Source organism: Citrobacter sp. Colony219, assembly GCF_019382635.1.
In the GTDB taxonomy this organism is placed as follows: Bacteria; Pseudomonadota; Gammaproteobacteria; order Enterobacterales; family Enterobacteriaceae; genus Citrobacter; species Citrobacter youngae.
In genome coordinates this window covers 794,178-819,734 of sequence record NZ_CP080033.1, presented here as the reverse complement: position 1 = coordinate 819,734, position 25,557 = coordinate 794,178, and the positions used below count along the sequence as shown (strand labels likewise).

26 protein-coding genes are annotated in these 25,557 nt (G+C 53.1%); 4 read left to right on the top strand and 22 right to left on the bottom strand.

All coding sequences use genetic code 11. The features are described 5' to 3' along the window. The 6 genes from araD to ulaA form a co-directional block, all read right to left on the bottom strand. Positions 1-453 (bottom strand): L-ribulose-5-phosphate 4-epimerase AraD (gene araD / locus JTI85_RS03575; RefSeq protein ID WP_255575082.1); only part of this gene is annotated, 453 nt, incomplete at its 3' end. Then, positions 453-1,307: an L-ribulose-5-phosphate 3-epimerase gene (locus JTI85_RS03570; RefSeq protein ID WP_061067105.1), complete on the bottom strand. Its 855-nt coding sequence runs from the start codon at positions 1,305-1,307 to the stop codon at positions 453-455. The genes JTI85_RS03570 and araD, both read right to left, overlap by 1 nt. A 9-nt stretch (positions 1,308-1,316) precedes the next feature. After that, positions 1,317-1,967 carry a 3-keto-L-gulonate-6-phosphate decarboxylase UlaD gene (gene ulaD / locus JTI85_RS03565; RefSeq protein WP_115643999.1) on the bottom strand — a complete coding sequence of 217 codons (651 nt, stop codon included), beginning with the start codon at positions 1,965-1,967 and terminating at the stop codon, positions 1,317-1,319. A gap of 12 nt (positions 1,968-1,979) precedes the next feature. Continuing rightward, positions 1,980-2,447 carry a PTS ascorbate transporter subunit IIA gene (ulaC, locus tag JTI85_RS03560; RefSeq protein WP_048212878.1) on the bottom strand — a complete coding sequence of 156 codons (468 nt, stop codon included), beginning with the start codon at positions 2,445-2,447 and terminating at the stop codon, positions 1,980-1,982. 9 nt (positions 2,448-2,456) lie between these two features. Continuing rightward, positions 2,457-2,762, bottom strand: a complete 306-nt coding sequence (gene ulaB / locus JTI85_RS03555; RefSeq protein WP_115601100.1) for a PTS ascorbate transporter subunit IIB — start codon at positions 2,760-2,762, stop codon at positions 2,457-2,459. A 15-nt stretch (positions 2,763-2,777) separates the two neighbouring features. Further along, positions 2,778-4,175 carry a PTS ascorbate transporter subunit IIC gene (ulaA, locus tag JTI85_RS03550; RefSeq protein WP_219352559.1) on the bottom strand — a complete coding sequence of 466 codons (1,398 nt, stop codon included), beginning with the start codon at positions 4,173-4,175 and terminating at the stop codon, positions 2,778-2,780. A 363-nt stretch (positions 4,176-4,538) separates the two neighbouring features. On the opposite strand from ulaA, the gene ulaG reads away from it, so the two are divergent. Together ulaG and ulaR are read left to right on the top strand one after the other, a co-directional pair. After that, positions 4,539-5,603: an L-ascorbate 6-phosphate lactonase gene (ulaG, locus tag JTI85_RS03545; protein WP_048212879.1), complete on the top strand. Its 1,065-nt coding sequence runs from the start codon at positions 4,539-4,541 to the stop codon at positions 5,601-5,603. 106 nt (positions 5,604-5,709) lie between these two features. Then, the gene (gene ulaR / locus JTI85_RS03540; protein WP_061067103.1) at positions 5,710-6,465 is read left to right on the top strand and encodes an HTH-type transcriptional regulator UlaR; all 756 of its coding nucleotides are present in this window, start codon (positions 5,710-5,712) and stop codon (positions 6,463-6,465) included. Here ulaR and yjfP read toward each other — a convergent pair. Next, the gene (gene yjfP, locus JTI85_RS03535) at positions 6,462-7,211 is read right to left on the bottom strand and encodes an esterase (RefSeq protein WP_219352120.1); all 750 of its coding nucleotides are present in this window, start codon (positions 7,209-7,211) and stop codon (positions 6,462-6,464) included. The genes ulaR and yjfP overlap by 4 nt on opposite strands. Before the next feature lie 181 nt (positions 7,212-7,392). On the opposite strand from yjfP, the gene bsmA reads away from it, so the two are divergent. Then, on the top strand, positions 7,393-7,722 hold the full coding sequence (gene bsmA / locus JTI85_RS03530; RefSeq protein WP_040232967.1) for a biofilm peroxide resistance protein BsmA: 330 nt from the start codon (positions 7,393-7,395) through the stop codon (positions 7,720-7,722). A gap of 147 nt (positions 7,723-7,869) precedes the next feature. After that, a complete protein-coding gene (gene yjfN / locus JTI85_RS03525) occupies positions 7,870-8,145 on the top strand; it encodes a DUF1471 family protease activator YjfN (protein WP_082193776.1) in 276 nt (91 codons plus the stop codon). 85 nt (positions 8,146-8,230) lie between these two features. On the opposite strand, the gene JTI85_RS03520 is transcribed toward yjfN, so the two are convergent. The 15 genes from JTI85_RS03520 to JTI85_RS03450 form a co-directional block, all read right to left on the bottom strand. Beyond that, the gene (locus JTI85_RS03520; RefSeq protein WP_121585377.1) at positions 8,231-9,853 is read right to left on the bottom strand and encodes an isovaleryl-CoA dehydrogenase; all 1,623 of its coding nucleotides are present in this window, start codon (positions 9,851-9,853) and stop codon (positions 8,231-8,233) included. Between the two features lie 119 nt (positions 9,854-9,972). Continuing rightward, a complete protein-coding gene (gene rlmB, locus JTI85_RS03515) occupies positions 9,973-10,704 on the bottom strand; it encodes a 23S rRNA (guanosine(2251)-2'-O)-methyltransferase RlmB (protein ID WP_003830482.1) in 732 nt (243 codons plus the stop codon). Positions 10,705-10,774: 70 nt separating this feature from the next. After that, complete coding sequence (rnr, locus tag JTI85_RS03510; RefSeq protein ID WP_199982334.1) at positions 10,775-13,237, bottom strand: ribonuclease R; 2,463 nt, start codon at positions 13,235-13,237, stop codon at positions 10,775-10,777. 156 nt (positions 13,238-13,393) lie between these two features. Further along, positions 13,394-13,819, bottom strand: a complete 426-nt coding sequence (gene nsrR, locus JTI85_RS03505) for a nitric oxide-sensing transcriptional repressor NsrR (protein WP_003025609.1) — start codon at positions 13,817-13,819, stop codon at positions 13,394-13,396. Positions 13,820-14,035: 216 nt separating this feature from the next. Further along, positions 14,036-15,334: an adenylosuccinate synthase gene (gene purA / locus JTI85_RS03500; RefSeq protein WP_003025606.1), complete on the bottom strand. Its 1,299-nt coding sequence runs from the start codon at positions 15,332-15,334 to the stop codon at positions 14,036-14,038. Positions 15,335-15,436: 102 nt separating this feature from the next. After that, positions 15,437-15,634 carry a DUF2065 family protein gene (locus JTI85_RS03495; RefSeq protein WP_003025602.1) on the bottom strand — a complete coding sequence of 66 codons (198 nt, stop codon included), beginning with the start codon at positions 15,632-15,634 and terminating at the stop codon, positions 15,437-15,439. 82 nt (positions 15,635-15,716) lie between these two features. After that, positions 15,717-16,721 (bottom strand): protease modulator HflC, encoded by a 1,005-nt coding sequence (hflC, locus tag JTI85_RS03490; RefSeq protein WP_003025595.1) that lies wholly within the window; start codon positions 16,719-16,721, stop codon positions 15,717-15,719. Between the two features lie 2 nt (positions 16,722-16,723). Further along, on the bottom strand, positions 16,724-17,977 hold the full coding sequence (hflK, locus tag JTI85_RS03485) for an FtsH protease activity modulator HflK (protein WP_003025593.1): 1,254 nt from the start codon (positions 17,975-17,977) through the stop codon (positions 16,724-16,726). Between the two features lie 189 nt (positions 17,978-18,166). Continuing rightward, entirely contained in the window at positions 18,167-19,447 is a 1,281-nt protein-coding gene (gene hflX / locus JTI85_RS03480) for a ribosome rescue GTPase HflX (protein WP_003025589.1), read from the bottom strand. A 74-nt stretch (positions 19,448-19,521) separates the two neighbouring features. Further along, positions 19,522-19,830, bottom strand: a complete 309-nt coding sequence (hfq, locus tag JTI85_RS03475; protein WP_003025584.1) for an RNA chaperone Hfq — start codon at positions 19,828-19,830, stop codon at positions 19,522-19,524. 84 nt (positions 19,831-19,914) lie between these two features. After that, positions 19,915-20,865 carry a tRNA (adenosine(37)-N6)-dimethylallyltransferase MiaA gene (gene miaA, locus JTI85_RS03470; protein WP_137345709.1) on the bottom strand — a complete coding sequence of 317 codons (951 nt, stop codon included), beginning with the start codon at positions 20,863-20,865 and terminating at the stop codon, positions 19,915-19,917. Continuing rightward, positions 20,858-22,726: a DNA mismatch repair endonuclease MutL gene (gene mutL / locus JTI85_RS03465; protein WP_116361040.1), complete on the bottom strand. Its 1,869-nt coding sequence runs from the start codon at positions 22,724-22,726 to the stop codon at positions 20,858-20,860. The genes miaA and mutL overlap by 8 nt, the downstream gene beginning before the upstream one ends. 9 nt (positions 22,727-22,735) lie before the next feature. After that, entirely contained in the window at positions 22,736-24,058 is a 1,323-nt protein-coding gene (amiB, locus tag JTI85_RS03460) for an N-acetylmuramoyl-L-alanine amidase AmiB (RefSeq protein ID WP_219352118.1), read from the bottom strand. A 16-nt stretch (positions 24,059-24,074) separates the two neighbouring features. Further along, the gene (gene tsaE / locus JTI85_RS03455; protein WP_048212897.1) at positions 24,075-24,536 is read right to left on the bottom strand and encodes a tRNA (adenosine(37)-N6)-threonylcarbamoyltransferase complex ATPase subunit type 1 TsaE; all 462 of its coding nucleotides are present in this window, start codon (positions 24,534-24,536) and stop codon (positions 24,075-24,077) included. Beyond that, on the bottom strand, positions 24,508-25,557 hold a 1,050-nt coding region (locus JTI85_RS03450), incomplete at its 5' end, for an NAD(P)H-hydrate dehydratase (protein ID WP_255575076.1). The genes tsaE and JTI85_RS03450, both read right to left, overlap by 29 nt.

Genomic DNA, 25,557 nt, shown 5'->3' with positions numbered 1-25,557 from the left:
CAGCGTTTCAATAATCACCCTACCGGTATTAAGTTCATACTCCTCCTGAACTTCAGCTTCAGTTAAAGCCCGGGTACAGGGAATATCGCCAAAGAAGTAGTCCGCGTGAGTGGTACCCAGTGCCGGGATCGCCAGCCCCGCCTGCGCCCAGGCCGTGGCATGAGTAGAGTGCGTATGCACGACTCCCCCCAGCGACGGATAACGCTGGTAGAGCGCCAGATGGGTGGCGGTATCGGAAGAAGGACGAAAGCCGCCTTCTATCACCTTCCCTGACATATCGACCACGACCATATCATCAACGGCCATGTGCTCGTAGGCGACGCCGCTGGGCTTGATCACCACCAGCGCACGTTCACGGTCAATGGCGCTGACGTTGCCCCAGGTAAATGTCACCAGCCCGTAGCGCGGCAGATCCATGTTAGCCTCAAAAACCTGCTGTTTAAGTTTTTGCATTACACCGCCTCCACCAGACCTGCGTTGGCCATACGCGTTTTCACCCAATCGCGCGCCTTCGCAACTTCACGTACCGGGTCATCCGACGTTTCACTCCACATCTCAATCAGGTATGGCCCGCAGTATCCACTCTGTTTGAGCGTCGCAAAACAACGTTCGAAATCAACGACTCCTTCACCAAACGGCACATTTTTGAATACGCCAGGTTTGGTATCCTTCACGTGTACCGCGACGATATGGCCTACCCCAGCCTGCAGTTCCATCTGCACGTCGTTATCCCACGCCGACAAATTGCCAATATCGGGATACAGCTGGAACCACGGATTGTTGAGATAGTGGGCGTAACCCAACGCCTTGCTGATCGAATTCATCAACGGATAATCCATGATTTCCATCGCCAGCGTCACCTGCGCACGGCTCGCCATCTCCACGCTCTCTTTTAGCCCATCGCGAAACCGACGACGCGTTTCGTTATTGGCCTGCTGGTAATAGACGTCGTAACCCGCCAGTTGAATAACGCGAATACCAATATCCTGCGCAAACTGAATGGCTTTACGCATAATTTCCAGCCCCTGTTCGCGTACCGCATCATCTTCGCTGCCAAGCGGGAAACGACGATGAGCGCTCAGGCATATGGACGGTACTCGTATCCCTGTCTCGGCGATAGCCGCCACCAGCGCCAGTCGCTGCTCGCGATTCCAGTCAAGACGCGCCAGACGGGCATCGGTTTCATCAACCGACATTTCGACAAAGTCAAAGCCCAGTTCCTTCGCCAGTTGCAAGCGTTCGAGCCAGCACTCCCCGCCGGGGAGTGCTTTTTCATAAATACCGAGCGGGACCTGTTTCGACAACATAGCCGCTCCTTATCCCCACAACTGGGCGATGGAACGTTTAAACTGACGAGCGGCCTCAACCGGAGAAGCGGCGTCGCGAATGCTGCGACCAGCGATAAAGACGTGAATCGGGATCCCTTTGAACAGCGGCAGATCCTCCAGCGCCAGACCACCAGTAACGGTAACTTTAAAGCCCATATCGGCCAAACGCCTGATCGCACTGATATCCGCCTCTCCCCACGCCACGCCTGCCGCCTGCGCATCACGACTGCGGTGATAGACAACTTGCCCAATACCCGCGTCACGCCACTCCTGCGCCTGCTCCCAGGTCCAGTAGCCGGTCAGTTCAATCTGTACGTCACCGTTAAATTCTTTCGCCACCTCCAGCGCACCCTTGGTGGTGTTGATATCGGCACAGCAGATGACAGTAATCCAGTCAGCGTTGGCTTCGAAACACATGCGGGAGAGGATTTTGCCCGCGTCGGCAATTTTAGCGTCCGCCAGCACTATTTTATGCGGGTAAAGCGCCTTCAGATCGCGAACGGCACGAACGCCCTCTGCCACGCAAAGAATCGTACCCACCTCAATGATATCGACCTCTTCGGCAATCAGACGCGTCGTTTCATACGCGGAAGACATTGATTGGTTATCCAGCGCTACCTGCAACATAGGTAATGACATTTTGGTATCCTTTTAAACAGCCGCCGCAGTGGCGTTATCAATTAAATCCAGCACTTCCTGCGCGGTGCGGCAGGCGCGTAAACGGTCGAAATTGGCTTCGTCGTCAAACAGATTCACGATCTGCATGATGCCTACTTCCTGATGCGTGTTGGCGTCAACTGCCGCCATCGTGATCAGAATATCGACCGGGTCGTTATCTTCGTGGTTAAACACCAGCGGCGTTTTCAGCGTCACCAGCGCAAAACCGGTTTTCTTGACTCCTTCCTCCGGACGGCCGTGAGGCATCGCCAGGCCTGGCGCAATCACAAAGTACGGGCCAAACTGCTCAACGCCATCAAGGATGGCCTGGTAGTAGCGTGGTTCAACCACATCAGCCTTAACCAGCAGATCCACGCCAAGCTTTACCGCTTCCTGCCAGGTGCTGGCCTCGGCCTGTAAAAGGATGGAATTATTGTTTGCCAGCGAATCACGTAGTTTCATGGTGCGTCCTTACTTCACGTCCTGTGGGAAATGCGCTTGGATCACTTCCAGCAGTTTTGGTCCAAAATCGGCGGGAGACAGCATGTTGCGCACGCCGACAACATATTTATTGCCAGATACGGTAATCTCGCCGGCAATATGGGTAGAGGCGATGATGATATCTGCGCCGCTCAGTTCACTTTTGTATTCCCCCACGGCACAGCTGTTTACCGTATGGTCGATATTTGACTGGGTTAAAAACTGATCCACCTTCATTTTCATGATCATGGAACTGCCCTGCCCATTGCCACATACAGCCAGAATACGTACGGTCATAATCGGAACTCCTTTTTAAGCAGAGTGTTCTGCCAGTTGTTTTTCTGCGTCTTCCTCAGCGCGCAACGTACGCCCTGCGAAAAACATATAAGCCAGTGCAATCAGAATAATGACGGCCATAAACACGATGCCGATGGAGGCGAAACCCTGCATCATCGGCGGCGCCAGAATTGACCAGTCCGCCATGCCCATCCAGGCACTCATACCGGTAAGCTTCACCGCCCAGACGCAGCCAAAGATTTCGATCATCCCCATCACCAGGCAAATCTTGAGCGCCGCGCGCCAGCCGCCAAAGTGGTTAGCAAATACGCCGATAGTGGCGTTCGAGAAGAACATCGGGATAAAGCCTGGGATAATCAGGATGGAGGAGCCGCAGCCCACAAGGATGCCCACCGCAATCAGTTGGCCGATAGTGCCCCACATAAAGCCCCAGACCACCGCGTTAGGAGCAAAGCTATAAATCGCCGCGCAGTCGATGGCCAGCACCGCGCCGGGAATCAAACGTTGAGAGATACCGTTGAACGCTTCTGAAAGTTCAGCAACGAACATACGTACACCCTGGGTGATGATGAAAATAGCGACGGCGAACGAAAAACCAGTCTGCAGGATATAGACTGTCCAGTGGGTTTTACCCGCCATAGTCTGAACCACATCAATGCCAAAAGAGAGCAGGATCGCGCCGAAGAAAATGGTCATCACTATCGCGGTAGAAACGATGTTGTCATGGAAGATATTCAGCCAGCCTGGCAGCTTGAGATCTTCCACGCTCTCCTCTTTCTTACCCAGGTAAGGCGCGACTTTGTAGGCAATCCACGAGGCGAACTGCTGCTGGTGACCGATGGAAAAGCCGCAACCGTCGGTCACTTCCTGGGTCGGTTTGTACATCATATTGGAGGTAATACCCCAGTAGAGCGACACCAGCACCGCAGTGCAGATGATGGTCGTCCACATGGAATAACCAAAGATGTAGAGAGAGACGGCAATCAGGCCCGCCTGCTGGAACATGATGTGCCCGGTCAGCATGATGGTGCGAATACCGGTTATCCGCCGTAGCAGTACGTAACAAATGTTTAGCGCCAGCGCCAACAGTACCGCGTACCCTACCCAGCTATAGGCATCCCCCATACGTCCGATGGTTGCCATCATGGAAGCATAGGTATCGGAGATCGCGCCATTGATACCGTAAACCTCGGACATCTTCGCCACTACCGGTTTGAACGTGCTGGTGAGAATGCCAGATCCCGCCTGCAGCAGCATAAAACCGATAATCGTTTTGATCGTGCCTTTAATGATAACGCTGACACTTTTACGCAACAGGATATAGCCAAGACAGGTCACAATCCCCAGCAACAGCGGGGCGTTGGTCATAACCTGATTAAAAAAGACGGTAAAGATGTTGTAGAGGATCTCCATAACGATCTCCAGTAGACGAAGTTGCCGGGCTTTCCACACGCCAGGATGTTGTGCACTCACTGTAATTTTCAAAAGTAATCACAACAAGATTAAATTTGATTAAATGTGATGCAGTACGCAAATAATTACCACATTTGAAGAATGGGTAATTATTCAATGCTATGAAAAACATTCAATACCAATTAAATCAATGAATTACAGAAAGCGGAATAGCGTAAAATCACCTAAAATCATTACATTACCTTTTCTGTTATCCGCACAAAGCTCAAAAATCCCCCATTGCCAATATGAAAAAATAATGTCAGGATTAATCAAAACAAATCACATATTGATTTAATTTGAACAAAAATGAAGGTAAATGCGATGAGTAAAGTAAAAAGCATCACGCGTGAATCATGGATCCTGAGTACATTCCCGGAGTGGGGAAGCTGGCTGAATGAAGAGATCGAACAGGAACAGGTCGCACCAGGCACTTTCGCTATGTGGTGGCTTGGCTGTACCGGAATTTGGCTGAAGTCGGAAGGCGGGACTAACATCTGCGTCGATTTCTGGTGCGGCACGGGTAAACAGAGTCACGGCAACCCGCTGATGAAAACCGGCCACCAAATGCAACGTATGGCTGGGGTAAAAAAACTGCAGCCTAACCTGCGCACCACGCCGTTTGTTCTTGATCCGTTTGCCATTCGACAGATCGATGCGGTACTGGCGACGCACGATCATAACGATCACATCGACGTGAATGTTGCGGCAGCCGTCATGCAGAACTGCGCCGACGACGTGCCATTTATCGGCCCACAAACCTGCGTGGATCTGTGGATCGGTTGGGGTGTGCCAAAAGAACGCTGCATCGTGGTGAAACCGGGCGACGTAGTTAAAGTAAACGATATTGAGATTCATGCGCTCGACGCGTTTGATCGTACTGCATTAATCACCTTGCCTGCAGATCAAAAAGCAGCAGGCGTCCTGCCTGACGGCATGGATGCACGTGCAGTTAACTACCTGTTCAAAACGCCGGGCGGTACGCTGTACCACAGCGGTGATTCGCACTACTCCAACTACTATGCGAAACATGGCAACGAATATCAGATCGACGTCGCGCTCGGCTCCTACGGCGAGAATCCGCGTGGGATTACGGACAAAATGACCAGCGCCGACATGCTGCGTATGGCGGAAGCGCTGAATACAAAAGTCGTGATCCCTTTCCATCATGACATCTGGTCAAACTTTCAGGCCGACCCACAGGAGATCCGCGTCCTGTGGGAGATGAAAAAAGATCGCCTTAAGTATGGCTTTAAGCCATTCATCTGGCAGGTAGGCGGCAAATTCACCTGGCCGCTGGACAAAGATAACTTTGAATATCACTATCCGCGCGGCTTTGATGACTGTTTCACGATTGAGCCGGATTTACCGTTTAAATCCTTCCTGTGATCCACACAAAATGCCGGGCTATCCCGGCATTTTTTCCCTTTTACTTTAGTATTTCCAGGCTATTTCAAATATCATCTTTTCAAATCAATTTGTATCGGAATAGCTCATGACTGAAGCACAAAGACATCAAATATTGCTGGATATGCTGGCGCAGTTGGGCTTTGTTACCGTTGAGAACGTAATTGAGCGTCTGGGGATTTCACCCGCAACGGCGCGTAGGGACATCAACAAACTCGACGAAAGCGGCAAACTCAAGAAAGTCCGCAACGGCGCAGAAGCTATTACCCAGCAGCGTCCACGCTGGACGCCAATGAATTTACACCAGGCGCAGAACCACGATGAAAAAGTCCGTATTGCCAAGGCGGCATCCCAGCTTGTGAATGCGGGAGAAAGCGTGGTGATCAACTGCGGATCGACCGCTTTCCTGCTGGGTCGTGAAATGTGCGGCAAGCCGGTGCAGATCATCACCAACTATCTGCCGCTGGCAAACTATCTGATCGACCAGGAGCATGACAGCGTGATCATCATGGGCGGGCAATACAACAAAAGCCAATCCATCACGCTTAGCCCACAAGGCAGTGAAAATAGCCTGTATGCCGGACACTGGATGTTTACCAGCGGTAAAGGATTGACTGCGGACGGACTGTATAAAACCGATATGCTGACCGCGATGGCCGAGCAGAAGATGCTTAACGTGGTGGGCAAACTGGTGGTACTGGTCGATAGCAGTAAGGTCGGTGAACGCGCGGGAATGCTGTTCAGTCGCGCCGATCAAATCGATACGCTGATTACCGGTAAAAACGCGAACCCTGAGATTCTGCAACAGCTTGAAGCTCAGGGCGTGAACATTTTGCGGGTTTAGAGGTGCTGGCGGAAAAATGCTACCGTCGCAGCCAGCGCTTCTGGCGTGATGCGGTGTCGGACACCCGCTTCCCACAGGCAGGTCAGATTGTTGTCCAAACCTGCCTGAATCAGCGATTGCTGTAAGCGAAAGGTTTCAACAGCCGGTACAACATCATCATCCTGTCCATGCCACAGCAGCAACGGCCTGTCGGCGAGGCGTGGCAACTGATGCGTAACATCCCATTCGGCAAGCGGGGCGATAACGGCATCAAATTCCGCCTGTTGCTCTGGGGTCTGAACCTGTAAAGGAGGAAAAAGCGTCTGCGCAAGCCGGGTAAAATAGCCCGACCCCATCAGGCTGGCTACACATTTAACCTCGGGGTGGCGGGCCATAATGCCCAACGCCGTCATTCCTCCCATTGACGCCCCCGCAACGGCAAGTCGTTCATCTGATAGCCAATTTTCCGCCACCAGCGCCGCACGTAACGTCGTAAACTCCTGCATATTTTGCTGCAAAATCTGCCAGAAGCGGTACATTCTCCCCTGTGCATCACTAGTGAAGCGGGCACCATGATCGGCCGCATCTGGCATCACGACCCGGAATCCAGCCTGAGCCAGAGCAACGGCAAAATAGCTGTAGACCAGGCTTGAAGAGGTAAACCCGTGATAGAAGATAATACAAGGGAGTGAACATTCGCGTTTGCCAGCCGGAACGGCGTGCAGGACAGGGATACCCGCCAACTGTCGTGTTTCAATTTCGATCATTTGTCGCCTCTTTCTTTCTGGTATGCCATGCAGCAATACTTAACGCAAGCGAATGTGTTCGGCAATGATTCATAATGTTGAGAACTGGGTTACGCTTTCGCAACATTTTCATTCGAAAATCGCGTGAGAGATAACAATTCGGGAACATTCCCCTAAAGGGAATTTAATAAGGCACTACACTATGGCTATCAGGAAACGAGATAGAGTTATGCGTCGGTTTGCCTCTTTGTTGCTGGTGACGTTTTTAAGCGCCTGTAGCGTGTTACAGGGTACACCACAACCTGCACCGCCCGTAGCCGACCACCCGCAAGAGATCCGCCGCGACCAAAGCAACGGGTTGCAGCGAATAGGGACAGTCAATGCGCTGGTAAGAGGCTCTCCAGATGATGCGCTGGCAGAGATCCGTGCCAAAGCCGTCGCGGCTAAAGCTGATTATTACGTTGTCTTATTAGTTGATGAGACCATCGTGACAGGCCAATGGTATTCACAAGCTATTTTGTATCGTAAATAACATTGGCTTGAAATTTAGTCAGCTTTACATTGCTTTGCGCCCCTATGCGTTTACCTGTGCACAATAAACCAACAGCAGGGAGCTTGAGGTTTATTATCGCGATGGAATGCCCTGCCATGTGTAGGGGTACGAATAATGGAGCTGACGATGAAACAATCACTTGCCTTATCCTCACTGCTGTTTTCTGCCGGACTGGTAGGTACAACGGCGCAGTCTGCCGAGTTCGCCAGTGCTGACTGCGTTACGGGCCTGAACGAAATTGGCCTGATCTCTGTCAGTAACATTGCAGGGAATCCGCAGGATGTAGAACGTGTAATCGCGTTAAAAGCGGATGAACAAGGTGCCTCATGGTACCGGATTATTCAGATGTACGAAGAACAGCAGCCAGATAACTGGCGCGTACAGGCCATACTTTATGCATAACAGATTGCCGGATGGCGTAAACGTATCCTGCCTGTATTGAACGTAGACAGGATACGACGCGACAGCATCGCCATCTGGCATAGTATTACCGTATTCCTCCCGTCGCCCGCAGCAGCAAATCACCCTGCACCTGTGCAGAAAACTGTGTTACACCACGCGTATCCAGCATCATCTGACACCAGGCTTGCGCGACTGGCGGAGAGGCATAACGCAACATCTGCGCCCCGCAGCCGAGCAGGAACAATTGCTGCGTAATCTCCCGTCCCAACTCCTCGCTGGGTTTACGTAAATGCTGCTGCAGCTTGCGCACCATTCGATCGTAATGCCGATCTTGTCCCTTTACCTCCGCAAAGGCTTCGCTGAGCATATCGTAGATGCCGGGTTGTTTTGTCAGTACCCGCAATACATCAAGGCACATAATGTTGCCGGAGCCTTCCCAGATACTGTTTACCGGCATCTCACGGTACAGGCGCGGTAGCTCGCTCTCCTCGCAGTAGCCAATCCCGCCCAGTACTTCCATCGCCTCGGCAACGAACGGCATGCCATTTTTGCAGATGGCAAATTTCGCTGCGGGTGTGAATAATCTGGCCCACAGCGCTTCTTTCGTATCGGTACGACGATCCCAGGCTCGCGCCAGCCGAAACAGTAGCGCGGTCTGCCCTTCCAGTTGCAACGCCATTCGGCTTAGTACCTGACGCATCATCGGTTGTTCGATCAAAGGTTTACCAAATACCTGCCGCTGATGCGCATGGTAAATCGCCACGGAAAAAGCACGTCGCATCATGCCGTGACTGCCGAGCGCGCAGTCAAAACGCGTCATCCCGCCCATTTTCAGGATATGGCGGATACCTTCCCCTTCTTCACCCAATAGCCAGCCGATCGCATCGTGGAATTCAACCTCGCAGCTGGCGTTGGAGCGGTTGCCTAACTTATCTTTCAGTCGTTCAAGGCAAATCGCATTCCGGCTCCCATCGGGTAAAAATCGCGGTACAAAAAAACAGGATAAACCGCCCTTTGCCTGGGCCAGCACCAAATGGGCATCGCTTTGCGGTACGGAGAAAAACCACTTATGTCCCACCAGCCGATACGCGCCGTCTGCAAGACGTTCTGCCTGAGTGGTATTGCTCAGCACATCTGAGCCACCCTGCTTCTCCGTCATCCCCATACCGATCAGCAACCCACGCTTTTGCCCTCCGGGCAGTAAATGCGAGTCATAACGGTCGCTTAGCAGCGGCGTCAACCAGTCGTGAAATTGTGCAGGTAACATTTGGAGCAACAGCGGCGTGGCGGCAAACGTCATGGTCACCGGACACAAGGTGCCCGCTTCCACCTGCGCATGCAGCATGAAACGGGCAGCCCGGGCAACAAACGAGCCCTGCCTGGCCTCCTCTTCCCAGGCCAGGTTATGTACGCGGTTGGCGCACAATCCCTGCATCAGCAAATGCCAGGCGGGATGAAACCGCACATCATCCAGCCGCTGCCCCTGCGGGTCGTAGCGCAACAGTTCGGGTGGATAAGCGTTAGCTAACCGACCCAATTCGAGCGATTCTGCAGTCCCTAACTGCTGACCAATACTGGCGAGGAGATCGCTGTCCCAAGCTGCGCCTTCGCGATTGACCGCTTCGCACAGTGCGCCATCTGACAGGTATAAGTTGCTGTTATTGAGCGGTACAGGTTGGTTAAAAACGGTATGCGTTTGCCAGTGCATTGTGTCTCCCTTCGTCAATGGCCGTCGCCTTAAGTATGGCCAGTCAGAGAAGAGAGTGCCTGGGATTAAGGTCACAAAAAAGCCATCCCGAAGGATGGCTTAAGAGAAGGAGGAATCAATTACCCGCGTTGACGAACAGCTTCAAACAGGCAAATTCCCGTCGCAACAGAGACGTTAAGCGATGAAACGCTCCCGGCCATTGGGATGCTGATCAGTTCATCACAGTGTTCACGGGTCAGACGGCGCATACCTTCGCCCTCTGCACCCATTACCAGCGCCAGACGTCCGGTCATTTTGCTCTGATACAACGTATGGTCAGCTTCGCCTGCGGTACCAACGATCCAGATGTTCTCTTCCTGCAACATACGCATGGTGCGCGCCAGGTTGGTCACGCGGATCAGCGGTACGCTTTCTGCCGCGCCACAGGCGACTTTTTTCGCCGTCGCATTCAGCTGCGCAGAACGATCCTTCGGTACGATAACCGCATGCACGCCGGCAGCATCGGCGCTACGCAAACATGCGCCCAGGTTATGCGGGTCGGTGACGCCATCGAGGATCAAAAAGAACGGCTGATCGAGTGTAGCAATCAGATCCGGCAGATCGTTTTCCTGGTACTGACGACCCGGTTTCACGCGAGCAATAATTCCCTGATGTACCGCACCCTCGCTTTTCTCATCCAGGAACTGGCGGTTAGCCAACTGGATGACAACACCCTGTGCTTCCAGTGCGTGGATCAGCGGCAGCAGGCGTTTATCTTCACGACCTTTGAGAATAAAGACGTCCTGGAAGCGCTCCGGCGCACGTTCCAGCAAAGCCTGCACCGCATGGATGCCGTAAATCATTTCACTCATGAATGTACTCGTTAATAGTTTATGCGTAACGCGGGCAACGCGGGGTTGCCCGACTTACTGTTTGTGGCGGTTATTGTGCGACGCTCTTTTTCGCTGCACGTTTAGCTTTGGTGGCGGCAGCGATTTTAAGCGTTTTTGCCGATGGCTTTTTCGCTTTTTTATCGCCTTTCTTCTCAGCCGCTTTCTTATCCGCCTGAGGTTTGGCTCTGCCTTTCTTCTCGCCGCGGAAAGCGCTGTCCGGCTCGAAATTCACCTTTTTGCCCATCTGACGACGTTTACCGGTATTTTTACCCGCATCGCCTTTTTTCGCTTTTTCGCGCGCGGTTTTACCTTCATTGCGCGGCGCACGTTCGCTGGAGATCAAACTGAAGTCGATTTTACGCTCGTCCATATTGACAGCTTCCACACGGACTTCCACCCGATCGCCCAGGCGATACATTTGACCGCTGGATTCCCCCGTCAGGCGCTGCCCAACCTGGTCGAAACGATAGTAGTCGTTATCCAGGGAGGAGACATGCACCAGACCATCGATAAACAGCTCATCAAGGCGGACAAAGAAGCCAAAACCCGTCACGCTGGCAATCACGCCTTTAAAGACATTACCCACCTGATCCAGCATGAAGTCGCACTTCAGCCAGTCAGAGACATCGCGCGTGGCTTCGTCAGCACGGCGCTCTGCCATTGAACAGTGTTGACCCAATTGCAGCATCTCTTCCATCGAATAATGGTAGCCACCGGTTTCCGTGGTGTTGCCTTTATGGCCCTGCTCCTGCGCCAGCAGATACTTAATTGCCCGGTGCAAGGAGAGATCCGGGTAACGACGAATCGGCGAGGTAAAGTGCGCATAAGATTGCAGCGCCAGACCAAAGTGCCCACGGTTTTCCGGATCGTAAATCGCTTGCTTCATCGAACGCAGCAGCATGGTTTGCAGCATTTCTGCGTCAGGTCGGTCAGCAATCGACTCCAGCAGTTCCGCGTAATCACGTGGCTCCGGTTTGTTGCCGCCAGGCAGCTCCAGTCCCAGCTCCGCCAGCACGGAACGGAACGAGTTAATCGCTTCGGTCGTCGGCTTATCGTGAATACGGAACAGCGCGGGCTCTTTGGCTTTCTCAACGAATCGCGCCGCTGAGATGTTCGCCATGATCATGCACTCTTCAATCAGTTTGTGCGCGTCATTACGTTGCGTCTGCTCGATACGCTCAATACGGCGTTCAGCATTGAAGATAAACTTCGCTTCTTCACTTTCAAACGAGATACCACCACGCTCTTCACGCGCTTTATCCAGCACTTTGTAGAGGTTGTGCAGCTCTTCAATGTGTTTAACCAACGGCGCGTACTGCTCACGCAGTTCCTGGTCGCCCTGCAGCATGTGCCAGACCTTGGTGTAAGTCAGACGAGCATGGGAACTCATGACCGCTTCGTAGAATTTAAAGCCGGTTAAACGGCCTTTCGACGAAATGGTCATTTCGCAGACCATACACAACCTGTCCACCTGCGGGTTGAGCGAACACAATCCGTTAGACAGCACTTCCGGCAGCATCGGAACAACCTGCGATGGGAAGTAGACGGATGTGCCGCGGCTGCGGGCTTCCTGGTCCAGCGGAGTCGGCGGGCGAACGTAATAGCTTACGTCGGCAATTGCCACCCATAAACGCCAGCCGCCGCCACGTTTCTTCTCGCAATAGACGGCATCATCGAAATCACGCGCATCTTCACCATCGATAGTAACCAGCGGCAAATCGCGCAAATCAACACGCCCGACTTTCGCTTCTTCCGGTACTTCTTCTTTCAGGCCGGCGACCTGTTTCTCTACTGCCTGCGGCCAGATATAGGGAATTTCATGAGTACGCAGAGCCATATCAACGGCCATGCTGGTGCCCATATTATCGCCCAGCACTTCAACAATTTTACCCACCGCTTTGGTACGGCGAGTCGGGCGCTGGGTGAGTTCAACCACCACCACAAAGCCCATACGAGCCCCCATCACCTCTTCCGGCGGGATCAGGATATCGAAGCTCAGGCGGCTGTCGTCAGGGACAACAAACCCAACGCCAGCGTCGGTGAAGTAGCGACCAACAATCTGGCTGGTTTTTGGCACCAGGACGCGCACAATACGCGCTTCGCGACGACCTTTACGGTCCGCGCCCAGCGGCTGTGCCAGTACCTGATCGCCATGAATGCAGGTTTTCATCTGCTCGCTGGACAGGTACAGGTCATCTTTGCGGCCTTCAACGCGCAGAAAGCCGTAGCCATCACGGTGGCCAATAACGGTGCCTTTCAGCAGGTCAAGACGTTCTGGCAGCGCATAGCACTGACGGCGGGTGAAGACCAGTTGCCCGTCACGCTCCATGGCGCGCAGGCGGCGACGCAGCGCTTCTTGCTGCTCTTCACCTTCAATGTTGAGTTCAGCGGCCAGCTCATCGCGGTTGGCCGGTTTTTCACGTTTAGTTAAATGTTCGAGGATAAATTCCCGGCTCGGGATAGGATTCGCGTATTTTTCTGCTTCGCGTTCCTGGAAAGGATCTTGTGACATCGAGGTTCCTCCATTGTCAGCTCTGATGGAATTCCTTCGTCTTTCACGACGCCTCTTTGTTGGCTGCCTTTGCTCCCCCTCAGTCACTTACTTTTGTAAGCTCCCGGGAGTCGCTCAGTTGCCGCCGCGATGCGACGCGAAATACTTTGGACTTCATTACTCCACCAGCAATAATTTATAAAGCGGTTGATTCTCTTCAACCAAATCAGCAAGTGTGTAGTTGTCCAGCTCCGTGAGAAAACTTTGCACTGCCTTAGAAAGCGCCTGTTTGAGTCGACAGGCCGGGGTAATGTGGCAAAACTCGCTGCTACAGTTGACCAACGATAAGGGTTCCAGCTCGCGAACCACATCACCAATACCAATATCCTTAGCGGGTTTACCCAAGCGGATACCGCCATTTTTTCCTCGAATAGCAGTAACAAAGCCCGCCCGGCTAAGTTGATTGATTATTTTGACCATATGATTACGGGACACGCCGTAGACTTCTGTCACCTCAGAAATACTGGTCATACGTCCTTCGGGAAGTGACGCCATGTAGATTAGCGCACGTAATCCGTAATCGGTGAAACTTGTTAACTGCACATCAACCTCAGGAAAAGGGATAAAACGGATAAACCTGGTGGTATTAATTATATTGATGATAAACCAGCCACCAGCCAGGTCGCTAATTTATTTCAGTTCGGGAAGGAAAAAAGCGAGGAACTTACGTGATTTTAAGCCGGATTCTGATGCAAAGCACCTTATCCGGCTTGAGATATTGCAAGCGTAGCGCCATTCGACGCCACGCTATAACCAGAATTATGCGTCGAACGGGTCGCGCAGGATCATGGTTTCAGTACGGTCTGGGCCAGTTGAGATAATATCAATCGGCACACCAGTCAGTTCTTCAATACGCTTGATGTAGTTCAGTGCAGCCTGCGGCAGACCGCTACGTTCCTTCACGCCGAAGGTAGATTCAGACCAGCCCGGCATGGTTTCGTAAATCGGCTCAATACCTTTCCAGTCGTCTGCTGCCAGCGGAGTAGTCGTTACTTCACGGCCATCCGGCATACGGTAAGCGACACAGATTTTCACCTCTTTCAAACCGTCCAGTACGTCCAGTTTGGTCAGGCAGAAGCCAGACAGGGAGTTAATCTGTACTGCACGGCGTACAGCAACGGAGTCCAGCCAGCCGGTACGACGACGACGACCGGTGGTCGCGCCATACTCGTTACCTTGTTTGCACAGGAACTCGCCAACGTCATCAAACAGTTCAGTCGGGAACGGACCCGCACCTACACGAGTAGAGTAAGCTTTGATGATACCCAGAACGTAGTCCACATAACGTGGGCCCAGGCCGGAGCCGGTTGCCACGCCACCTGCGGTGGTGTTGGAGGACGTTACGTACGGATAGGTACCGTGGTCTATATCCAGCAGCGTACCCTGCGCACCTTCAAACATGACGAAATCGCCACGCTTACGCGCCTGGTCCAGCAGATCGGAAACATCAACAACCATCGAGGTCAGGATGTCGGCGATAGCCATCACATCATCCAGCACTTTCTGGTAGTCAACTGCTTCAACTTTATAGAAATTCACCAGCTGGAAGTTGTGATATTCCATCACTTCTTTCAGTTTTTCAGCGAAGGTTGCTTTATCAAACAGATCGCCAACGCGCAGACCACGACGAGCTACTTTGTCTTCATAAGCCGGACCGATACCACGACCGGTAGTACCGATCGCTTTCTCGCCACGCGCTTTCTCACGAGCGTTATCCAACGCAACGTGATAATCAAGGATCAGCGGACAAGCTTCAGACAGCAGCAGGCGCTCGCGAACCGGGATACCACGATCTTCCAGTCCTTTCATTTCTTTCATCAGCGCGGACGGAGACAGAACAACACCGTTACCGATGATGCTGATGACATTCTCGCGAAGAATACCTGATGGAATAAGATGGAGGACGGTTTTTTCACCGTTGATTACGAGAGTATGGCCTGCGTTGTGACCACCCTGGTAGCGCACAACATATTTAGCCCGTTCAGTCAGAAGATCGACGATCTTCCCTTTACCTTCGTCACCCCATTGGGTGCCCAGTACGACGACGTTGTTACCCATTTTTCAAAATCACCGTTTGCTTAAAAATGGATTCTACCACCGCTTTTTCAGATATACAGCACTTTTTGCATGCAAAATCCNGCAAATTAGTCTACTTATTAATCAGCCAATCGTTTTCCTCAACATGTAGTAGACCACAACGCCCGCAACCACAAGACCTCCACCAAAACGACGCAAAATATTTTCGGGAAGTTGCGCCATTGCAGAGATCATTTTCTTCCATGCGCTGGGATAAAGCATCGGACCCAGCCCTTCCAGCACCAAAACCAGCGCGAGCGCCAGCAAAATTGTTGAATTCATCCATCGCCCTTATATAAAAAGAAAACCACCGCATCCCTGGGGATGCCGGTGGTTTTGCTGCTTTAAAACCGCTGGAGCGAGATTAGCGTGTCGCGGAACTCGGTGTCTTCATGTAGCGGAAGAAATCGCTGTCCGGACTCATGACCATCACGTCCTGGTTGCCTTCGAAGCTCTTCTCGTAAGCACGCAGGCTACGGATGAAGGCGTAGAAGTCAGGATCCTGACTAAACGCATCGGCAAACAATTTAGCGGCTTCTGCATCGCCTTCACCGCGCATGATTCGGCCCTGACGCTCAGATTCTGCCAGCGTTTTAGTGACTTCATAGTCCGCCGTTGCACGCAGTTTTTCCGCCTCTTCCTGACCTTGTGAACGATGGCGACGTGCTACCGCTTCACGCTCAGCGCGCATACGGTTGTAGATAGCCTCGGACACTTCAGCAGGCAGGTTGATTTGCTTAATACGCACGTCAACCACTTCAATGCCCAATGCCGCCATACTGTTCGGGTTGATGACCGGTACTTTACCGTTCGTTTCAGCCTGAACACGTTCAGCCGCTTCGGCAATCGCGCTATCTGCTGCCGGAGTCGCCACTTCATCTTCCGTGCCAGCAGAGCCGGAGTTCAGCGCGTCACGAACTTCCAGGGTCAGACGACCGCGGGAATCGGTAACGATGTCCTTCACGTCCAGACGACCAATTTCAGAACGCAGACGGTCAGAGAACTTACGTTTCAGCAGGACTTCCGCCTGAGAAACATCGCCACCGCCCGTTGCCAGGTAGTAACGGCTAAAGTCACTGATGCGCCACTTGATGTAGGAGTCAACAATCAGGTCTTTCTTCTCTTTGGTAACAAAGCGATCGGCCTGGTTGTCCATGGTCTGAATACGCGCATCGAGCATCTTCACAGATTCAATAAACGGAATCTTGAAGTGCAGGCCTGGTGCAACGACCAGCGGCTTGTTTTCATCGTCACGCAGAACTTTACCAAAGCGCAGAGTAATACCGCGCTCGCCTTCTTTGACCACAAAGACAGACATGAACAGAACTACCAGAACGATGATGATAATCGCAATAACTGACTTACGCATCGTTATTCCCCCTGACGCTGGTAGTCGTTACGCTGCGCATTCGCGCGGCGTTGGTCCATAATATCGCCCTGACTGGTGGACGATGTATTGCTTGCTCCAGTGCTGGAAGTCGTTGCTGGCGGCAGACGCAACAGGTTTGAACTGCTGTCAGTCTTTGCTGCTGGCGCACTACCACCTTTCAGCATTTGATCCAGCGGCAGAACCATCAGATTGCTGCCTTTATCGTTAACCAGGACTTTGCGGGTATTGCTCAGCACTTTTTCCATGGTTTCGATATACAGACGCTCGCGGGTAATTTGCGGTGCGGCTTTATATTCCGGCAGAATTTTTGCGAAGCGAGCCACTTCACCCTGTGCTTCCAGGATGGTCTGAGTCTTATACGCACGCGCTTCTTCCAGGATACGCTGAGCCTGACCGTTTGCACGCGGCTGAACTTCGTTGGTGTACGCTTCTGCTTCACGGATGTACTGCTGCTCGTTTTCACGGGCTGCGATAGCATCGTCAAACGCCGCTTTTACCTCTTCCGGTGGACGTGCTGCCTGGAAGTTGACGTCCAGCAAGGTGATACCCATGTTGTACGGACGGATCGTTTCTTCCAGTTCACGCTGGGTATCGCTACGAATAACGGTACGCCCTTCGGTCAGGATACGGTCCATGGTGTATTTACCGATAACCCCACGCAGGGCGCTGTCAGTTGCCTGACGCAAACTGTCATCCGCACTGGTTACGCTAAACAGGTAACGCTGCGGATCGGTCACGCGGTACTGTACGTTCATTTCGACGCGCACGACGTTTTCGTCAGAGGTCAGCATAACGCCGGATGCGGCAAGTTCACGCACGGCTTCAACGTTGACCGGTGTCACTTCATCGATAAAGGTCGGTTTCCAGTTCAGACCCGGTTCAACCAAATGGCTGAATTTACCGAAGCGTGTCACCACGCCACGTTCCGCTTCTTTAATGGTATAGAAACCGCTAGCCGCCCAGATAATGACGATGGCGGCCGCTGCGATAGTAAAGACTCGACCGCCCAGTTGCGGACGCGGGCCTTGCGATGAACTACCACCGCCAGAACCAGTACCTTTACCGCCACCCAGACCACCGAGCTTTTTACTCAGTTTGCGGAAGATATCGTCCAGATCGGGAGGTCCCTGCTCGCGACCACCTTTGTTTCCATTTCCCTCAGGGTTGCCGCCAGGTTTGCTGCTTCCCCAGGGGTCGCGGTCTTGTCCGTTATTACCGGGCTGATTCCACGCCATGTTTGTGCTCCATATTTGTTATGCGATGCTATACCTGCGTTTTTTGCGCTGCAGATGCGTTGGCTACATCTTTCAACCCCAGTCACATAGTTGACTATGCACCTGGAGATTTCAGGACTTGCCGCCTTTCTGCCGCATAAAATCCACGAGGAATAGAGGCGAAAAAATCTTCAGGCCATATCCGTCAGGTCAGACAACATAGTCTTCCAGTGCCGGTTCTTGTTTACAGAGGCGACGCCAGTCTACGATCGGCATACGAACCTGCAGACCTACGCTGCCGTCCTCCTCCATCCACTCTTTCTCTATTGCCTGAAGTTGGTAAAACCGGCTTCTCAGTCGCCCTTCCTGCGGCGGCAAACGCAACGTATGTTGCGCAACCTCACCGGAAAGTCGCTCTGTCAAAGCCTGAAAAAGCTGTGGTATACCTATTCCCGTTTGCGCTGAAACCCAAACGCGAATCGGTTTATTCTCTTCATCTCTGTCGATACGCGGTTCAAAATCATCCAGCATATCGATTTTATTCATCACCAACAGAGTCGGGATCTCATGCGCATCGATCTCTTCGAGCACCGTGTCGACGGCCTCAATGTTTTCCTGCACACGAAAATCTGCTGCATCAATGACGTGCAGCAGCAATGTCGCCTGACGAGTTTCCTGCAGGGTGGCTTTAAACGCCGCCACCAGGTCGTGCGGTAAATGACGGATAAACCCTACGGTATCCGCCAGCACGGTTTCACCGACGTCCGCTACGTCTATTCGGCGCAGCGTCGGGTCCAGGGTCGCAAACAGCTGGTCCGCTGCGTAAACCCGGGCTTCGGTTATCTGGTTGAACAGGGTGGATTTTCCGGCGTTGGTATATCCCACCAGTGATACGGTTGGGACATCCGCTTTCTTGCGCGACTGCCGCCCCTGCTCACGTTGCTTTTCAACTTTTTCCAGGCGCGACTGTATTTGCAAAATGCGATTACGCAGCAAACGACGGTCAGTTTCGAGCTGGGTTTCACCCGGACCACGCAAACCAATCCCGCCCTTTTGCCTTTCAAGGTGAGTCCAGCCACGGACCAGGCGTGTAGCCATATGGCGCAACTGCGCCAGCTCAACCTGCAACTTACCCTCATGGGTCCGCGCACGCTGGGCAAAAATATCTAAAATAAGACCAGTCCTGTCGATAACAAGACACTGGCACAACTGTTCCAGGTTACGTTCCTGGGCAGGGCTTAGAGCATGATCAAAAATCACCACCGCAGCGCCAGTCGCTTTTACGGCTTCGGCAATTTCGATTGCCTTACCTTCACCAACAAAATACTTCGGGTGCGGTGCTTTACGGCTCCCGGTAATCACCTGCATTGCTTCGACACCGGCGGAAGAAACCAGAGATTCAAACTCCTGGAGGTCTTCCATATCTTTGTCTTGCGAAAAATAGATGTGTACCAGTACCGCCTGCTCACCGGCATCATAACGGTCAAACAAGCGTCAACCCCTTAATATATATCAACGGGGAACGCAGGATCGCTGGCTCCCCGTGTGTAAAACAGCTAACAACCTTATTCGGTTTCTTCGCTGTCCTGTTGCGCAGATGAACCTTGCGCGTTGCTACCGTGATGGTAGTTGCTGCCAGTGCCGCCGGTGGCATTATTGCTGTGATGAGAAACCGGGCGAGACGGGACAACAGTAGAAATCGCGTGCTTATAAACCATCTGGCTGACCGTGTTTTTCAACAGGATCACGAACTGATCAAAAGACTCGATTTGACCTTGCAGCTTAATACCATTCACCAAATAAATAGAAACTGGAACACGTTCCCGACGCAGTGCGTTCAGGAACGGATCTTGTAAAGATTGCCCCTTAGCCATTCTCTCTTTTCCTTATATGCTTATTTGTACTTTGAACCTTATGGTTCTGAAAAATTGCGCACGATACGTTTCAATTGTACACATTCAGTTCGCGATAGCACCAACAACCTGTAATACTTCGTTTCGCGCCTGGTCAGGCTTTTCACTGTCAAGCCAGTGCACCCCTTCCCAACCACGCAACCAGGTTATCTGCCGCTTCGCTAACTGCCTCGTGGCGCAAACACCTCTATAAACCATTTCATCGTATGAAATTTCGCCTTCAATGTATGACCACATCTGGCGATACCCGACACAACGAATGGAAGGCAAATCCGTATGCAAATCTCCTCGGGCAAAAAGCGCCCGGACTTCTGCTTCAAAACCTGAAGCTAACATCTGATGAAAACGCTGCTCAATTCGCTGATGGAGCAATTCACGGCTCGCCGGAGCGATCGCAAACTGGTGCACCTGATACGGCAAAGCATCTCCTGACGTTTGCGTCAGCTCCGTTAAAGTTTTACCCGAAATGAAAAAAACTTCCAGTGCCCGGGAAAGTCTTTGCGGATCATTTGGATGAATCCGCGCTGCAGCTACCGGGTCAATCTCCTGAAGCTGTCGGTGTAACGCGTCCCATCCAAGCTCTGCCGCCTGCTGCTCGATTCTGGCCCTGACCTCCGGATCTGCCGACGGTAACGGTGACAACCCTTCAAGCAAGGCTTTGAAATATAACATAGTGCCACCCACTAACAGTGGGATACGCCCCGCTGCAGTGATATCGGCCATCTCGGCTAGCGCATCGCGACGAAAATCCGCAGCAGAATACGCTTGCGCCGGATCACGAATATCCAGCAATCGGTGTGGTGCGGCCTTCAATTCATTAGCATCAGGCTTCGCGGTGCCGATATCCATCCCCTTGTAAATAAGGGCGGAATCAACGCTTATCAACTCTACGGGCAAAACTTTACGCAATTCAATTGCTAATGCTGTTTTACCGGAGGCCGTTGGCCCCATCAAAAAAATCGCCTTTGGCAGGCTCGCCTTACAGGTATCACTCATGTTTCAGGGCGTTCATTACCGAATGTAAATCAACAGGTTGTAACAGACCACCCGGCGGTGCCTTCACGAGTTGTGGGCATAGCCGCTCAACATCCGCCAACAGAGTAATCGCCTGGGCCATACTCCACTGCGGATGCTCGCTCATCAGGTTACGTGCAATCCACTGCGCAATGTTGCCCGCTTCGAATACGGTTTGCTGCGCCAGGTAGCCTATCAGTTCAGGAATCAAGATTTGTAAATTTTGTTGGCGTAAGGGTAAAGGCACCGCCCGGATGGTCACATGCTGCGCATCCAGCTGAAATTCAATCCCCAAATCGGCCAGTTGGCTCTGCCCTTTTTGCAACGCTGCTTTTTCATCAGCGGTGACTTTTAGACGTAACGGGATCAGCAATGGCTGAGCGCAAACAGGGGCCTGGCCGGGCGTAAGCTGCGCCTGCCGCAACCACCGTTCCGCAACAGGTAACGCCAGCAGCCGAATCTGGCTATCGCTTTCCAGTAATGCACAGTCGGTCCCTACGATAGTCAGCACCCTTCCAAACCCTTGACTGTTACCGGTAAGAGGTGCTGCCGGCGTTTCAGTGACCGGTGGTTTGTGCATTGGAGCCGGTGTCTGCAGCAGGCGCTGATAAATTTCGCCCTGCTGCTTTTGATATCCAGGCTGGGCATGCGGCCAGCTCGCTGCCTGACGGCCTGCGCCACTACTGCCGCTTCCAGCGCCAGTGGAAGCAGAGTAACGCGGTGTCGCTGGTTCGCGCGCGGGAGTCGGTTCGGCAAAATGGTTACGTCCGGCGGCGACACGGTTTTCCGGGATGTGCCTTGGGGCAGGCTCATTGTCGTCAGCCAACGGCAGTGATGTTTCAAGCTGCTGCTGCAGGACGCTCAACACGCCTTGGTAAATAAAATCGTGCACCAGGCGGGATTGATGAAAACGGACCTCATGTTTGGCAGGATGTACGTTAACATCCACCTGATGCGGGTCGATTTCCAGATACAGCACAAAAGCGGGTTGTTGATCGGCTCCCAGCTTATCTTCACAGGCCTGACGAATAGCATGGTTGATCAGCCGGTCGCGCATCATCCGGCCATTCACATAGCAGTACTGGATTTCCGCCAGCGCAGCCGTTGTGTGGTTCGGATCGGCCACCCAGCCGCGCAGCGTCAAATCACCATGCTGCCATTCAATCGCCAACGCATGCTCCAGAAACGGCGTACCGCAAATCGCGCCCAGTCGACGCTCTTTCTGTCCGTCTGCAGCCACAGCGCGGTACTGGCGCACCATTTTGCCGTTATGTGACAAATTAATCGTCACATCAAAACGTGCCAGCGCAATGCGGCGAATAATCTCATCAATATGATTAAATTCAGTTTTCTCGGTGCGCATAAATTTGCGTCGGGCTGGCGTGTTGTAAAACAGATCCAGCACTTCCAGCGTAGTACCCACCGGATGCGCGGCAGGTTTAACCGTCACATCCATGTCGCGCCCTTCAGCATAGGCTTGCCAGGCCTCAGGCTGCTCTTGTGTCCGCGACGTCAGGGTTAAACGAGAGACGGAGCTGATACTGGCCAGCGCTTCGCCACGAAATCCGAGGCTCACGATGGCCTCGAGATCGTCAAGCGAGGCAATTTTACTGGTGGCATGACGCGCCAGCGCCAACGCCAGCTCGTCTTTTTTAATCCCGCAGCCGTTGTCACGAATACGGATAAGCTTCGCACCACCGCGCTCTATATCAATATCAATGCGCGTCGCACCAGCATCAATGCTGTTTTCCACCAGCTCTTTCACCACTGACGCAGGCCGTTCTACCACCTCGCCTGCGGCAATCTGGTTCGCCAGCTGTGGCGGTAGAACCTGAATCGGCATGGCTAATCCTTAATTTGTTAACGTGTTACCAGGCGATACCGCACTGGCGGTTTGCGCCTGTGCGCCCTGCGGCCCGGTTTGCATCGGGTGCGCCTGGAAATAGTTACGCAATCCTTTGTAAATCGCCTCGGCCAGTTGCTGCTGATAATCATCACTCGCCAACAGACGCTCTTCGCTGTTGTTACTGATAAAGCCGGTCTCAACCAGCACTGACGGGATATCAGGCGAACGTAATACCCCCAGACTGGCGTGTTCAGGACGACGCTTATGCATCGAGCCAATACGTTCTAACTGGCCGATCATGCTGGTCGCCACATCATACCCGACACGTTGCGAATGGCCGAACTGCAGGTCCAGCACGGCCTGGCTGAGATAAGGATCGGACTGGCTGTTTGCCAGCACATCGCCCGCGCCGCCCAACAGCTCTGATTGCTTCTCGTGCTGTTCCAGCCAGCCGGCCATCTCACTGTTCGCCCGACGGTTTGACAGAACCCAGACGGAAGCGCCGGTGGCATCCCGGTTTGGCGCGGCATCCGCATGAATAGAGACCAGGAAATTGGCGTTTTGTTTACGCGCGACGTCTGAACGCCCCATCACCGAGATAAAGTAATCGCCATCACGGGTGAGTACCCCTTTAAACATCGGGTCATCATTGAGCAAGCTGCGCAGTTTGCGCGCCACGGCAATCGTGACGTTTTTCTCACGCGTGCCGCCAGGGCCAATCGCCCCCGGATCCTGCCCGCCGTGTCCGGCATCAATGGCAATAACCACTTTATCGCCGTTACCGGTGCTGGCGCGCGCCGCAGGTCGTGTGGAGGTATTACTGTTAGTAACGATCGTCGTGCGATCATTTTCCGCTTTAAACGGGTTACGCGCAGGCTCGGCAGGACGAGGGGCGACAACCGGCGCTTCAACACGCTTCGCCACCACTGGCGGTGGTGGCGGCGCATCCGCTTTGATGGTAAACACAACGGTATAATTGCCACCGTTCTGACGTTTAACGGCTTCGGCTTTGCCGTTCTCGGTTAAATCCACCACCAGGCGCAGAGACTGCGCATCTTTTGGCGTGCCGGAACGGATAGATTTCACCAGATTATTGCCGCTAAACAGCAGCGGTAATCCCTGAATGACACCGGTTTGTTTAATATCCAACGAGACGGTGCGTTTCCCGTCCTGAGTCACGGCGTATTCAGGATCGCCAATAAAGCTCAGCGTAATCCGCGCCTGTTGATCGCCATTGGAAACCTGAAGATCGGAGAGGCTGGCGGCCCCTGCCTGCGCGCACAGCAGGACCAGGGTTGCCATCAGCCAGTTTCTGATGCGATAAATCATCCCGCCACCCTTAAGGTTAATCGGCTAAACGCGCCAGCAATAATTCACCCGATGAGGAGACAGCACTTACGCGCGCCTCACGACCTTGCGCCTGATATTCAATGTGTATTTCGACGTCCGGGTCTGGTAGTACACCTTTACCTTGTTGCGGCCATTCCACCAGGCAGATGGCATCATTGGCAAAATAATCGCGGATCCCCATAAATTCCAGCTCCTCCGGGTCCGCAAGTCGGTACAGATCGAAGTGATATACCATCAAATTATCGAGCGCATAGGGTTCAACCAGCGTGTAGGTGGGGCTTTTTACATTACCTTTGTGGCCTAACGCCTGCAGGAATCCCCGGCTGAAAGTGGTTTTACCCGCCCCCAGGTCGCCGTACAAATAAATTACCGTCGCGCCGTCACAGGCTTTAGCTACCCGCAGTCCCAGGTCTAAAGTCGCCTGTTCATCAGGTAGTGGAATTACTCGATTCATCATGATAAACGTCAATCACATCAGGGTTAACAATACGCTGTAGCGTGGTAAAGAGATCTGTCGCCAGCATGCCGCGCGTACCAAAACGCGCCGCCAGCACATCCGCTGCCGCACCATGCGCAACACATCCCGCACAGGCTGCATCATACGGGGTAAGCTTCTGTCCGAGCAATGCGCCAATAATACCGGAAAGCACATCACCCATTCCGCCGCTGGCCATCCCGGCATTGCCGGTATCAATAATACCCAGCTCAGCCTGTTCAGCAGCAACAACCGTACCCGCGCCTTTCAGCACAACCACGCCTCCGTACCGTTTTACCAGACGTTGCGCACAAAGTAAGCGATCGTCTTCAATTTCTGCAATGGAACAGCCCAGCAGCCGCGCGGCTTCACCAGGATGCGGCGTGATCACGCGATTGTGACGTTTATCGGGATTGATTGCCAGCAGGTTCAGCGCATCCGCATCCCAGAGCATCGGTTTGCGAAAATTCTCTACTTTTTGCAGCGCTTTTTTGCCCCACTCCTGCTGACCAAGCCCTGGGCCTATCACCACCACATCCGCCCACGCTAGGCTCTCTTCCAGAGTCTGCGGCGTCAGTGCATCGACCATCAGTTCCGGTCTGGCTGTCAAAATAGGCGCGATATTTTCACTGCGCGTCAACACTTTAACCAGCCCGGCTCCTGCACGCAGCGCCGCTTCCCCGGCCATGCGTATTGCCCCTGCCGTACCGTGATCACCACCGATAATCACCAGCCGACCGTGGGAACCCTTGTGCGAGGTGGGTCGACGCGGCGTTAGCCAGTGTGCAAGTTGTTGAGCATCAAAACGTTGCAGCGGCGCGTTCTGCCCCGCCAGCCAGTCGTCCAGCCCGAGTGCGTTAACATGCAGACGTCCGGTGACATCGCGTGCTTTACCAGTGAGCAGACCTGGCTTGAGCGCAATAAAGGTAACAGTATGCGCAGCGTTGATGACTGCCCCCGGCGTCGCTCCCGTCTGCGCCAGCAGGCCGGAGGGAATATCGAT

Bases quoted from the DNA above. Each gene is read 5' to 3' on its own strand.
- JTI85_RS03570 (WP_061067105.1), bottom strand. From the start codon at position 1,307: ATGTTGTCGAAACAGGTCCCGCTCGGTATTTATGAAAAAGCACTCCCC.
- ulaD (WP_115643999.1), bottom strand. From the start codon at position 1,967: ATGTCATTACCTATGTTGCAGGTAGCGCTGGATAACCAATCAATGTCT.
- ulaC (WP_048212878.1), bottom strand. From the start codon at position 2,447: ATGAAACTACGTGATTCGCTGGCAAACAATAATTCCATCCTTTTACAG.
- ulaB (WP_115601100.1), bottom strand. From the start codon at position 2,762: ATGACCGTACGTATTCTGGCTGTATGTGGCAATGGGCAGGGCAGTTCC.
- ulaA (WP_219352559.1), bottom strand. From the start codon at position 4,175: ATGGAGATCCTCTACAACATCTTTACCGTCTTTTTTAATCAGGTTATG.
- ulaG (WP_048212879.1), top strand. From the start codon at position 4,539: ATGAGTAAAGTAAAAAGCATCACGCGTGAATCATGGATCCTGAGTACA.
- ulaR (WP_061067103.1), top strand. From the start codon at position 5,710: ATGACTGAAGCACAAAGACATCAAATATTGCTGGATATGCTGGCGCAG.
- yjfP (WP_219352120.1), bottom strand. From the start codon at position 7,211: ATGATCGAAATTGAAACACGACAGTTGGCGGGTATCCCTGTCCTGCAC.
- bsmA (WP_040232967.1), top strand. From the start codon at position 7,393: ATGGCTATCAGGAAACGAGATAGAGTTATGCGTCGGTTTGCCTCTTTG.
- yjfN (WP_082193776.1), top strand. From the start codon at position 7,870: ATGAAACAATCACTTGCCTTATCCTCACTGCTGTTTTCTGCCGGACTG.
- JTI85_RS03520 (WP_121585377.1), bottom strand. From the start codon at position 9,853: ATGCACTGGCAAACGCATACCGTTTTTAACCAACCTGTACCGCTCAAT.
- rlmB (WP_003830482.1), bottom strand. From the start codon at position 10,704: ATGAGTGAAATGATTTACGGCATCCATGCGGTGCAGGCTTTGCTGGAA.
- rnr (WP_199982334.1), bottom strand. From the start codon at position 13,237: ATGTCACAAGATCCTTTCCAGGAACGCGAAGCAGAAAAATACGCGAAT.
- purA (WP_003025606.1), bottom strand. From the start codon at position 15,334: ATGGGTAACAACGTCGTCGTACTGGGCACCCAATGGGGTGACGAAGGT.
- JTI85_RS03495 (WP_003025602.1), bottom strand. From the start codon at position 15,634: ATGAATTCAACAATTTTGCTGGCGCTCGCGCTGGTTTTGGTGCTGGAA.
- hflC (WP_003025595.1), bottom strand. From the start codon at position 16,721: ATGCGTAAGTCAGTTATTGCGATTATCATCATCGTTCTGGTAGTTCTG.
- hflK (WP_003025593.1), bottom strand. From the start codon at position 17,977: ATGGCGTGGAATCAGCCCGGTAATAACGGACAAGACCGCGACCCCTGG.
- hfq (WP_003025584.1), bottom strand. From the start codon at position 19,830: ATGGCTAAGGGGCAATCTTTACAAGATCCGTTCCTGAACGCACTGCGT.
- miaA (WP_137345709.1), bottom strand. From the start codon at position 20,865: ATGAGTGATACCTGTAAGGCGAGCCTGCCAAAGGCGATTTTTTTGATG.
- mutL (WP_116361040.1), bottom strand. From the start codon at position 22,726: ATGCCGATTCAGGTTCTACCGCCACAGCTGGCGAACCAGATTGCCGCA.
- amiB (WP_219352118.1), bottom strand. From the start codon at position 24,058: ATGATTTATCGCATCAGAAACTGGCTGATGGCAACCCTGGTCCTGCTG.
- tsaE (WP_048212897.1), bottom strand. From the start codon at position 24,536: ATGATGAATCGAGTAATTCCACTACCTGATGAACAGGCGACTTTAGAC.